Genomic DNA, 11840 nt, shown 5'->3' with positions numbered 1-11840 from the left:
GTTAAAATCGCAATATTTCTCTATCATAATTGTCTGGATGTGGTTCAATCTCCCATACCAATCCTTCACCTGGTTCAAATAAAAGCTCAAACTCTAATTTTTGTGTAGCTTCTGTAGCAATGCGTTCATTATCAGCAAATGATTGTAAATCCTCAGTGAACAACCTTAACTTAAATCCACGAGGAATCAACCCATTTAACGATAAACTACGTAACTCAATTCGCCAAATTCCCGCCGTTATTTCTCCTTGTAGTTTGACTTGCAACTCATATAATTCGCCAGCAATTGTTAGCTGACGACATAAAACACCTCTCTCACTTTTAGGTGTTGTACCTCGACTCACAAAACTACTTTTTAAATCTAAATAACTCCAGCCAACTTCTTGTGCTAAATCAGAAATTCCAGTTTGCGCCCATTGTATAATTGACCATTGTTCTGGTAATCCTAAACGTAGTTCATATAACCGTTGTCGCCAACCCCCATGTTCTAATAACGCTCCCCATAAACTAAAGGGAACTGCACGACGAGGAAAAGCTAAAGCGGGATTTCCTAATCTTACGAGTAAATTATTTGCTTGGGTTAATGGTAAACTAGTTAGAGGCTCAATTTCAGTCTTAGTTACTACATCAGGACACAATTCCTTAGTTATCCACAGTAAATTAATATCCCGTGTGAGATTTTCTATATCTAAAGAATAGGTGCGATAGCCTCCGTTATAATTCCCTTGTTGTTTGAGTTCTAAATGTGTCGTATAACCCCAAATTTTCACCCAACCATCTTCAATATTCACTTGTACAGCCACATAATAATCAGCCACCCAACTAGGAATATCCACCCATTCTTGAGGAACACGAATTTCCTGAGTATCAATAGCTTGACTGGGGATTAAAACTATCCTTGTTTGATCAACATTAATAGCTGTACCATTAGTAAATTCCCAAATACTATTGAGCGCATTGAGATTAAATAGAGGTTTTGCTGTCACTTCCCAAGCAGCTTCCAACCAAGGTAGAACAGTTAACAAAGCCAGCCGATTGATATAAGCTTGAAAACGCGTGCTGGGGGATGATAAACACTGGCTTTGCTTCCAAGCTTTATCTTGTGTAGTTGCCGATATTTCTAATAGTACTTCCATAGGAATTGGCAGTATAGCCGAATCAAAATTCATATATCCATCCAAACTTAGTCAACAGAGAACAGCATTTTATTAGTGTATTACTTAGGGAATACTCCGCGTTACTCTGCGTTGAAAAATTCCTGATTATTCCTCAAGGTGATCCCAAACCAATTTCATCAACAGCCTGTAAATAATAATTGATAGTATCTACTTGCTCCTCCAAACTTTCAACTAACAGATGAGATTGGCTAGAAGCTGCAAACTCATCATCACTTTCAATGCGAGTAAACCTATTTTGAAATTCCAACTCCAGCGCATCTAAACGCAAAAAATACTCATCTTTCAATAATTCCAGCTTTTCAACTGCTTTAGATATTCGAGATTGTAAAGCCTTGAGTTTTTCTTCACGCTTTAAACTAACATATTCATCCTTGTACACATCATCAAACTTATGTTGTACATCTTTGATGTATTCTTCATACTTCACGAGAAAATCGTGTTTTCTTTTAAAGAAATAATTTGATACCTCACTTTCATTAATGATTTTACTTCTGGATTTCTGCAATTTCTTTTTGTAGGAAATCCATGATTTTAAGTAAGCCTGAAAGGAAATAATTAAAGGTATTAAAACCAAAGATATTATGAATATGATAAAGTAGTAATAGACTTGTGCAATCGCAATTATTTTTAAAAAGAAACTAATTACAGAAAGCACAAATATCAGAAATGATGAGAGGATAAGAAATAACCAAATAAAAGCCCAAATTGCATGAGGAAAGACTAATTTCAACTTCGGTTTTTGAGATTTTGTTTCTGCAATACGTTGAGAGATGATCTCTTGGATGAACTCATATTCTGAGATATGAAGATTGATAGTTCGCCAGTCAAAACTCATAGTTATTACTTCTTTAAATTAATTTTTCTTGATTTATATAACATTTATAACATTAATTATCGAACTCAAGATTTCCTCAAGTTTTTGAAAATTTTCTTGGAAATTATTCAAAGTGACAGATTTTTCTGCTACTTGATTAAAGAATATTAAGTTTTTATTTGTATTGAAGACTGTTAATTTCTGTGATTGATTGCTTTTGTTGTAATTAACACTGCTAAATTCCATCCAAAATTTCGGAATTTCTCGCTGATTTCCTAAAAGAAATTGTATCAGTTTCGGTTGAGATACATCTTGCGGTTTATCTGATATAAGTTTGACAATAGTTTCCATCATCCGATATGATAACGATTTTCTAGAAGCAGTTTCATTATTGGTAAAAACGTAAAATTCATCTTCCATTTCCATATTTTCAGGACTATACTCCTCAAAGCCTCGCTGGATAAATCGATCTGGACGACCCTTGAGACGGTTCACAAGTATTAACTGGGGATAATCTCTGCTAACTGTCGTTCTATCATTCCCGAATCCTACAGTTTTAGTTGGGCTATTAGGCAGTTTCTTGGGAGTAATGATTGTAGAATGATTACCAGTAATATTCCTATTGAGATAGTCTATATGATAAAGAATACCTTTACAAAAGTAAATATTTTCCCTGGTTCTACCATCAATAAATTTATCAAGCTCGACGCTTTCTTTAGCCGAACTAGTAATAAAAATAGGTTCAACATCAGCTATGTAAAATGTCTTTTTATTGATAGTAAAGGAAAGTGTATTATTCTGTGTATATTGGTAAAAATTACTGGAGAACAAATTGGATAATGTAGGCTGCAAAGTATTACTTGATGATGCTTGTGGATCAAACATTATCTGTTCTGCATTAGGAAAAATAATTTTTACAAAACTTTCAACCGCTTCTTTTCTCAGATAAAACAATAAAGTTTTATGTTTGTTAAAGAAAGATTTAATTTGTTTATTTGTTAAATCAATATAGTGTGCTAGTCCAATAATAATTACTCCACTAATTATAGAAATAATAGCTAAGTGAATCCCTGAACCTGCAAAAAATAATGAGAATGAACTCAAGCAAATCAATGACAGAATAACTATTAAAATTAAAGCACCAATAATTAATCCCCCAAAAATCAGTTTATTTTTTTCTGCTAATTTCCTGGCTTCTTCTAACTGAATCAGTTTAGTATTAAAACCATAATCAGTAAATAACTTTTGAACTGCATAATTTTGTTGAGCATCCATATCCTATTCACCTCTATTTTATTTGGCAGCTTTCTTAAATGTAATTGTAATTACTAGCTCAAGGAGCAATGTTACAGTCTATTTTGAAAACTATAAATTTCCAAAATAGACTGAAGATGTTTATACATCTATGTTTTGTCTTTCCTCAGTAGTTGCTTCAAAATAAGGTCTTTGTTGGAACTGTTTGAAGAAAAGTTGAGCAATAAATCCAGTTGGAAAACTCATCAAATAAGTATTAAACCTTTCTACACTGGCGTTATAATTTCTTCTCGATGCAGCTAGTTCTTCTTCTAATTCGGCAATCTGTTTGTTCAAGTCTCGAAAACCAAGGATGTTTTGTATTTGAGGTAAATTAAGCAACTGATTCCACATTCTGGATATCTGCTTTTCTGTGTCAAAATAAGCTTGTGGGTTGCTACGTTGTAAGTCAGCTTTTTCAACCAGTTTAGTCAACGCCTCAAATTGATCCATAACACTTTTTTGTTCTCTGCCTACACTTCCCAGCAAATTCTTAATTACAGCGTGTCGTCTTGATAGTTGGGTATCTATTCCAGAAAAATTTCTGTCAACTCTGGAATTGAGTCGAGCTAATTCGTTATAAAGTTGGGATACCAAATATCCAAGTAATCCAATAATCCCAATCAAAAATAAAAATATGTTCTCCATGATTTACTCCTTGCTATTTTTTAAGGTGATTTAACGATTAGGAATGTGAATCGAAAATGGTTTACGGTTGTTAAAACATTGCCGTAAATAGGGATTGTTAGAAAGCTCGTTATCACTCACATTATTTTGACTATTGGCAGAATTATCTCCCATACTATCCAGACGATATCCACCAGAAAGATTATTATTAATAACGTGTTTTAAATCTCCAAAAGATATGGATTCTCTACTTTTTTGAGCCACAAATGAATCAGGTGAACCAGCAAGCTTGTAAACATTTGGATACTTAGGTACAAGTCTAATAGAAGCATATCCTAAGCCGTAATTTGAGCTTCCTATGTAGCAGTATTGCTTACCCTTCTTAGCGATACTAATGTATCTACTACCACCACCATAATAAACACCAGGTTGCAGAGGTATGGGTGCAGCAACAACAGCGTTTACTAAGGGAAATGAAGCAAGAAATGCAGATATAAACAAAGATTTCAGAACATTTTTCATAAATTTATATTTTGATAAATCTGTGCTAGTAAATAGCATTATTAACAGCAATAAAAAACACCTTAATTGATGTAGGCTTTCTATTTATTCAAAAATTATCAAATATTCGTGAATAGTTTTAATAGCCTTAATCAATGTAGAGATTTCTATTGTCTTAATAACAATAATTCTCACCCCATTTTATTTCTCTACTCAGTTCGCCTGGAACTATCGGTTCAAATATTTCGATTGTGCCATTACGCATCAATCCAAGATAAACAGGACAGCCAGCTTGGAATGTACTGCCAAAATAAACTGCACCAGTTGAAGCACATTTACTGATGATATTTTGGCTAATACTTTTTATTAACTGCGGTGATTGAAGAATGTTCTGTATACCGACTCTTACTTGAGGACGTGGATCTTTGAAATAGTCAAGATAAAATACTATCACCCGTTTACGATTTACTGGTGCGTCAGGATAATCATGTGCAGCATTTTTTATCGAAACAACTAAGCTAGACTTAGCACTTCTTTGTAACCGGGTTTTAGCATTATTAATTACCTGTTTACAAGCTCCATTTGAATTTTGTGCTTTCACAGTTGTATTCAAACTCAAAATATTGCTAATACTTAGCAGAGCGATTATGGTTAACAATCCCAATTTTTTGTTCATTTCAAACATTGTCTTAGACTATATAATTGAAGCTTTGCCAGTAACGAATTTATTTCAAAATCCGAAAAGATGACTGAATCTGCTCGATCTCTGCTTCAGAGATAGGTGGTGTATCACTGTAATATGTAGCAACAAATCCTACTTTATTCTTTGTATAACGAACATAAGTAAAAATTCCTCTTTGAAAATCTTCTAGGTTGTTTCTATCCCAAAACCTAATAGCTTCTCTACCATTAATTGTAATTTTCTTACTTTTGACAATACCCTGCTTTTGATGCTCTGAAACTAAAGTTGTAAAGTTACCTTCAATTACTCCCACATCGGTTTTAACCATACTTTTAGGCGCAGCACCACCTTCTCGACCGAGAGGTTGATTAGAGAAAATTACATATTCATCACTGCGACTAATAGTTAACCAATTTGCGGGATAGCGGAGGGAAAATAATTTAGTTCTCAGATTTTTTGTACTAATTTGTCGTGCTTGAGTTGGAGCAGAATCAACATTGAGTAGCGAAATTACTGGAAAACTGATTAATAAACTAGCAAGAGCCGTTTGCGTAATAATCGACTTTAGTGTCATATTCAAGGTTATAGAAACGATATTTACTTTGACTCAAGTTAATGAACTTCACATCATCAAAAACATCCCAATTCAGAAATCTTTGAATTGGGAATTGTGAATTGATCATTGCTAGGCTGTTATACTTCGTTGTAATCTCCGTAGTATTGCTCTAGCCATTCATCCATCAACCCGTTCATGTTTTTAATTACGTCAGGAGTCAAAGAAATATTCAGGCTGGCTTGTAATTTCTTAAAAACCTCGTTTTTGAAGCTTTTGAGCCGTCGAGAAATTGTTGGTTGGGATATTTCCAACCGGGAACGTATTTCTTTTTGAGTCAGTTTCCCAGCGTAAGTCATCCCCAGTAACTCTTGTGTTTGTGTGTCAGCAGTAGCTATGGCGTTGCTTAACACTGAGTTCATCTGTTGGTATAAAGCCTTGCGCGTTTCAGTTTCTACGACGTCTATCAGTTGCTCGATGGGGGTAAGTTCATCACTGGGTAAAGTATCTTGTAAGGTATTGTCCTCGTTAAATAGCAACGCATTTAAGGACTGGATGCGCGGTGTAGAATGCGCTCTAATGGCTTGGATGCTATTTTCCATCCATTGCTGGATAGTTGTGGTATTTACTGATGTAGATTGTGATAACTGGGAGAGTTGTTCTTGATTGTAAAGTTGGGCGACCGCCTCCCATGTGGTAGAGTCAGGAGCAGGGAGTTGTTTGTTACCTCTGGGTGTTTGGGAAACATAAATTATCTTGAAGCATTCCCAAGCCAGAACATAACGCTCAATGTCTGCTGATGATAACCCCCGCTGTTGCAAAGATTCGTAAATCCGCTTTTCACTGCTGTTTTTCAATAATGACCAGTCGCTTCTAACTTCTACTCCGGCTCTTCTCAACTCATCTTGGATGTCATGACACAACGTATAAAACGCGTACTTTTCTAAGTTGGGGTTACGGATGGGATCAAAAGATTTGAGAACTTTATCAGTGTTGGCGATCGCCATCAAGAAAAAATCTTGTAAACTATATTCTGGTAATCTCAATCTTGATTGGGTTTTTTTGGCGGCTTTATAACTCACCTCTTGCAAATAAGCATATAAATAACCCCTTGCCAAGAGAAAAGCTTTACTATCTTGAGGCTGATGTCGCCAAACCTGATGCCAGTATAAGGCCCAATCTGAACTAGAACGCTCTAGAGATAGATACTGTGCAAGATAATCGCTGATGTTGCGTTCTAGTGCTTTATCCGTCAACCATTTCGTAGAATCGTCTAACGAAAATTGTAGAAAGGTTGAAAAAATCTCAACAATCTCTTGACGAGGGTGCATGAAGGCGGTGTATAAGTGTGTTTTCATGTACTACACAGTATATTTACATATTTTGCCGCAATTAGACGAAATAACTACGAATATTTTCAGAAATGACACAGTATATTCACATAGGTAAAAATTTCTGGTAGGAATTGGGGATGAGCAGCCGTAACTTGAAACAATCGCAAACAACCACAAAAAAATGGATGTATGCTGTCGCTACATTGATGATTCCTATGTATACCCTAGCTACAGCCACAGATAGCTATGCTGTTCTTCCTGAAAAAGCAGAGATATACCAAATTTTGGGAAGCCGTCATGAACTATCAGTCCGTCGCGGCTCTCAGTATGGCCCGGCGGTAGTGGGTACACTTTTGCAAAGATTTTCCGATGCTTTATACTTACCCGGTAATGGCAGGTCTTTCGCTCAATTACGCTTTCAAGATGCTGCTGGTAAAGATATGGGACTGCAACTCCAAGCTAGTACCAAACAAAATAAATTAACTCTTTATTACTTACCTTGTAAAGCACAACAAGGGGATTCATTACTAATTGAATGGGCTAATCAACCACAGGGAACAAGAGCTTGTGAAGCTGGTGTAAGGGTACAGCGAGGTATTCGTAATCAAGCCAAATTTAAAAAGCAAAATTTATCTCATATTACTCCCCTCAAACAATTATTAATTGCCCAAAGTTCTGGGAGTAAATTGCAATATTGCAGTGTAGTAGCAGCCAATGGTAAAAGTTGGAGTGCAGTTGCACCCAGCGAACCCTGTAAAGAACCACTCCAAGAATGCCAAACCATTGGTGGGAAAGAATGTATAGCCATTACCAGAGATGAATGGTTTGTCAGAAATTCCAATTTAACAGCCATGATTAAATGTGCCAATAATCAACAATTCACAGACACAGGTAGCGGCTCAACAATGAAAGATGTAGTTACCAAACTTTGGGAACAATCTCAAGCCCAAAAAGCGAAATTCTGTGGACTTCATGTGCTAAATTCTGACCAAGAGTAAGTAATTGTTGCTCCTGTGAGTCCCGTGAAAAGCTTGATTCAAACTAAGAATACTGAGAATGGGATTCAAGTGGATGTCATCGCTGGTTCTGCCAATGTTTTTTCCATCAAAAATCCCCAGGGAGTTAACCTCAAATCAGGAGAAAGATACAACTATGTTAGCGGAAATCAACAAGAACAAATAGAAAAATTTAATAATAAGAATGAATCGATTGAATTGCAAGTTTATTTAGCACCTGAACGGGGTTTAAAACTATGCGACCAAGAGCAAGTTAGTGGAGGGCAATTAGGAGACAGTCGGGAAATTCAACTTACAGCCAATGAAGGCAGAATTAATATTGATTATGAAATGTATGTCATTCCCGATCAATTAAAAGTTACTTATCAAGGGCAAGTTCTTGTAGATACAGGTGAAGTGTCAGGTAATAATAAGATATCTACAACATTTAAAGGTAACTCTGGTAGAGTGAAAGTAGAAGTTATCGGCAATCCAAACAATTCATCTACGCAGTGGAAATATACCCTTTATTGCCCACAATGACAGAGAATAAGTAGGTCGGCGTAAATAATTATCGTTGGGATAAGGCAGGGGGCAGGGGGTCACGAACTTTTGCTAGTGGGGAAGTGCGATCGCTTAAAATGGAGTAAGTAATCAAATACTCAATTCATTCATCTTTGCAAATGGCTTCTTACTCGGTCAACTTACCTGTTCAACTACAGCAAGAAGTAGAACAGTGGGCAAATAACCAGGGAATATCCCTTGATCAATTTATTTTGTGGGCAGTAGCAGAAAAAGTCGCTTCTCTTCGCTACCAATTAAATGATCCTGCTTTTCCCTTAATTAGCTATCGTCAAGGTAGCAGTGGTCAAAAATTTCCCATTGTTAAAGGTACAGGAATTAGAGTACAAACCCTAGTGATTGTGGCTCATCAGTGGGGATGGCCTGTCCATCAAATTGCTCAAGAGTATGATTTAACTGAAACTCAGGTGAATGAAGGGTTGGCTTTCTATACTGCCCATCGTACCGAAATTGATGGAGCGATCGCCACAGAACAGGTGATTGAAACTACTAGTGTCTAAACTCCTGCTCCATTTAGATGCAGATACCTCGATTAAAGCATTGCATACTGCTCTAATAGCCCGTGGTCATGATGTTACTCGTACTCCTAATGAATGGATGCCAGAAGATGCCAGTGATGAAATGCAATTGTTGAAAGCTACTGCTCAAGGGCGTTGTATTTTTACCTTTAACATTAAAGATTTCTTGTCCTTAGCTATTCAATATCCTCAGCACAAAGGCATTATTCTGGCAGCACAAAATAGTTGGAAGTTGTCTAATCTAATTCAAGCATTAGATCGCTTACTATCAGACACTCAAGCTGAAGAATGGCCAGGACAAGTATGTTGGTTAAATCAATGGCGATAATTCTGCTGTAAGTTCATTTAGAGACGTAGAACTGCGATCTCTCTCATTAGACTGGTAGCAACCGATTTAACTTGGTTGATGTTTAACTAGAATGAAATACGGAAAACCCTGCCGCCGCTTGTACTTTCTTTGATAACTAAGGTTAAATTTTGTGAACCTTGGTTTTTCCAAGCTTGTCCTAATACTTGTACCGTACCTTTCATAGTACCACCTGCTGGTACTAGTGCTTCTGCTGATGAGAATTTAGTAGTCAATCTTTTACCACCTTCTGTCACCACTTGAGCATATAAAGGCACAAAACCAAAGGCGCGATCGCTGCCGTTTTCGACAATAAAATTAATGCTAAAATTGCGATCGCTTTCTACCTTACCGCCATCTAAACGAATCTCCACATTCTCACGGGTTTGCCCGCCAGTAATCTCTACAACACCCCTGATGGGTTTAGTTCTCTGGGTATTTTGGCTACCTGTTGCGGGTTTTTTGTCAGATGGCTGAGATACAGCAGGTGTATCATTGGCAGTAGGAGAAATTCCTTGTAATAAATTTTGAATTTCTTTGTGCTGTTTTACTCCTTCATAAGTATAACGATTGTAATTATTTCTTTGAATTAAACTTTCTAAATACTGCACCCTTTCCGTCGGAGCAGGGTGAGTTGACTGCCAAGTAGTGCGCTCTTTACCTCCTGACAGAGTATTCAGTGTTACCATTAAATTACGTAAACCATCGGCAGCATAGCCAGCTTTACTTAATACCCTAGCACCTAAAATATCAGCTTGACGTTCATTCTCACGGCTATGTTCTTTCCCCACCATTTCTTGCAACATATCAGATAGAGGAATTACATTACTTAAACTACTGATAAACTGACTTTGGGTAACGCGTTGAAATCCGTGAGACAGTACAGCGTGAGCTATTTCATGACTTAATAAACCAGCTAATTCTGCTTCCGAATTAGTCGCCATAATTGCCCCTGTATGGATAAAAATTTTTCCCCCAGGTACAGCAAAAGCATTTACAGAATTGTCTTTAATTACATAATATTCGTATTCAAAATCTCGCCCCATTAAAGCAGTTAATCTATTGCTAATTCCTTTAACGTAGTTGAGAACTTGCGGGTCATCCACCAGCTTACTTTGCTGACGATATTGCTCAACATATTTATCAGCTAAAGACTTACCAAATACTGATTCACCCTGGGAAAGCATTGCTAAAGTTTGCAATCCTGAAATCCCAGATTGCCAATTTTGGGTCTTGAAGGATGTCACCGCACCAACTAAGGTATTAAAAATACCTTGAGTTCGCAAGCGTTCATTCAACTCAGATTTATGACGCTGGAGATTTTTTTCAGCTATCTTTTCAAATTCTGGAGCTTCTGGATAATTAATATAAATTATAGCAAATTGTCGCGCTGCAATTGCTGCGTCTAAAAACTGTTTTTCACTTTCTAATGTCTTAATTTTAGCCTTGAGCAAATCCGGCTCATCAGGATATAATTCTCCGGCTTGTACCAATACTTCTAAAGAATTTTTAGGTTGATCGGATTTAGCATATTTTTTACAAGCATCGACCTTTTTTTTGCAAGCTTCAGCTAACAATAAGTGACCAGGAATAAACTCAGAATAATTAGTAGTCAATCGTTGCAGCGATTCAAAAATATTAGTATCGAGATTTTGTCTTAAACCTTCATTAGCATTTCGCCAATAAACTTGAGCATCACCTGGTAGTTGCTCAATTTCATAAACAGTAGTACGTCTCTTCTCTCCAGGTGGAAATTCAGGTTTAACTTTGCGGTAGAGGATTTCTGCTGCTTGTAATTGCCCTTTTTTATGGAGTTCATCTGCTTCTGCTAAAGTTTGAAAACGGCTGATAGCTGGAGATTGTTGGGCTATTTGGATACTTTTGATGGGAATTTGATGGTGTGCAACTATTTTAGACTTAGCATCAGCACTGATATTCGCTCCTAGCAATAAACCGCTTGTGGTTGTGGTTAAAATCAAGCTCAACTTTATACCTTGGGCAACTTGAGAAGCTTTAGTCATAAAATTTGCCGATCAGTAAACTCTGTGGTTATATACTGCTGAGGTTGATTATATATTCATGAGTATTTATCACTCAGCCAGTTTATTAGTTGCGCAGGTAAGGAAGAGTGCTGAGTATTGAGTATATTTTCTCCCCCTACTCCCCAGTAAAAATGATGTGATTAATTTTTATCAAAAGTAAGATTTCCAGTATAGATAGATTCAATACATTGGTAACTTTCTTAACAATACATAAAATCAATGTTAAAAATTATTCACTGAAATGTAAAGTCTGTTAACCTTACCTACAGGTCATGCCCGCAATTTTTGGAGTTCTATTTTTAGATTGATGCCAGTGTAGTCAATGACGAATAAACCTTAATTTTTCCGCATAAATTGGAAAAATTTGTCATGGGTA

Annotated in this window: 13 protein-coding genes; 4 read left to right on the top strand and 9 right to left on the bottom strand. The window is 36.5% G+C overall.

Annotation, left to right across the window (positions count from 1 at the left end; translation table 11 throughout):
* Window position 1 precedes the first annotated feature (1 nt).
* The 8 genes from ACM0OR_RS08410 to ACM0OR_RS08375 all read right to left on the bottom strand — a co-directional run bounded on the left by ACM0OR_RS08410 (window position 2) and on the right by ACM0OR_RS08375 (window position 7005).
* Window positions 2-1135 (bottom strand): DUF1822 family protein, encoded by a 1134-nt coding sequence (locus ACM0OR_RS08410; RefSeq protein WP_414575861.1) that lies wholly within the window; start codon window positions 1133-1135, stop codon window positions 2-4.
* A gap of 133 nt (window positions 1136-1268) precedes the next feature.
* Window positions 1269-2012, bottom strand: coding sequence for a hypothetical protein (locus ACM0OR_RS08405; RefSeq protein ID WP_414575860.1), 744 nt, complete (start codon window positions 2010-2012; stop codon window positions 1269-1271).
* Window positions 2013-2045: 33 nt separating this feature from the next.
* Window positions 2046-3266: a hypothetical protein gene (locus tag ACM0OR_RS08400; RefSeq protein WP_414575859.1), complete on the bottom strand. Its 1221-nt coding sequence runs from the start codon at window positions 3264-3266 to the stop codon at window positions 2046-2048.
* Between the two features lie 120 nt (window positions 3267-3386).
* Window positions 3387-3932, bottom strand: coding sequence for a LemA family protein (locus tag ACM0OR_RS08395; protein ID WP_414575858.1), 546 nt, complete (start codon window positions 3930-3932; stop codon window positions 3387-3389).
* 30 nt (window positions 3933-3962) lie between these two features.
* Window positions 3963-4433 carry a hypothetical protein gene (locus ACM0OR_RS08390; protein ID WP_414575857.1) on the bottom strand — a complete coding sequence of 157 codons (471 nt, stop codon included), beginning with the start codon at window positions 4431-4433 and terminating at the stop codon, window positions 3963-3965.
* A 154-nt stretch (window positions 4434-4587) separates the two neighbouring features.
* Entirely contained in the window at window positions 4588-5013 is a 426-nt protein-coding gene (locus tag ACM0OR_RS08385) for a hypothetical protein (protein ID WP_414575856.1), read from the bottom strand.
* A gap of 124 nt (window positions 5014-5137) precedes the next feature.
* The gene (locus ACM0OR_RS08380) at window positions 5138-5668 is read right to left on the bottom strand and encodes a hypothetical protein (RefSeq protein ID WP_414575855.1); all 531 of its coding nucleotides are present in this window, start codon (window positions 5666-5668) and stop codon (window positions 5138-5140) included.
* Between the two features lie 119 nt (window positions 5669-5787).
* Window positions 5788-7005, bottom strand: coding sequence for a sigma-70 family RNA polymerase sigma factor (locus ACM0OR_RS08375; RefSeq protein ID WP_414575854.1), 1218 nt, complete (start codon window positions 7003-7005; stop codon window positions 5788-5790).
* A gap of 113 nt (window positions 7006-7118) precedes the next feature.
* Here ACM0OR_RS08375 and ACM0OR_RS08370 point away from each other — a divergent pair, with 113 nt between their 5' ends.
* From ACM0OR_RS08370 to ACM0OR_RS08355, 4 genes are all read left to right on the top strand, one after another.
* Window positions 7119-7979 (top strand): hypothetical protein, encoded by an 861-nt coding sequence (locus ACM0OR_RS08370; protein WP_414575853.1) that lies wholly within the window; start codon window positions 7119-7121, stop codon window positions 7977-7979.
* Window positions 7980-8003: 24 nt separating this feature from the next.
* Window positions 8004-8519 (top strand): hypothetical protein, encoded by a 516-nt coding sequence (locus ACM0OR_RS08365; RefSeq protein ID WP_414575852.1) that lies wholly within the window; start codon window positions 8004-8006, stop codon window positions 8517-8519.
* Between the two features lie 140 nt (window positions 8520-8659).
* Window positions 8660-9058 (top strand): DUF433 domain-containing protein, encoded by a 399-nt coding sequence (locus ACM0OR_RS08360; RefSeq protein WP_414575851.1) that lies wholly within the window; start codon window positions 8660-8662, stop codon window positions 9056-9058.
* Window positions 9051-9404 (top strand): DUF5615 family PIN-like protein, encoded by a 354-nt coding sequence (locus tag ACM0OR_RS08355; RefSeq protein ID WP_414575850.1) that lies wholly within the window; start codon window positions 9051-9053, stop codon window positions 9402-9404. The genes ACM0OR_RS08360 and ACM0OR_RS08355 overlap by 8 nt, the downstream gene beginning before the upstream one ends.
* 86 nt (window positions 9405-9490) lie before the next feature.
* Here ACM0OR_RS08355 and ACM0OR_RS08350 read toward each other — a convergent pair whose 3' ends face one another.
* Complete coding sequence (locus ACM0OR_RS08350) at window positions 9491-11443, bottom strand: M48 family metallopeptidase (protein ID WP_414575849.1); 1953 nt, start codon at window positions 11441-11443, stop codon at window positions 9491-9493.
* Window positions 11444-11840: the final 397 nt, after the last annotated feature.

The organism is Anabaena sp. CCY 9402-a (assembly GCF_963920945.1).
Taxonomy (GTDB): Bacteria; Cyanobacteriota; Cyanobacteriia; order Cyanobacteriales; family Nostocaceae; genus Trichormus; species Trichormus minutissimus.
This window is presented reverse-complemented; position numbering and strand designations above follow the sequence as displayed.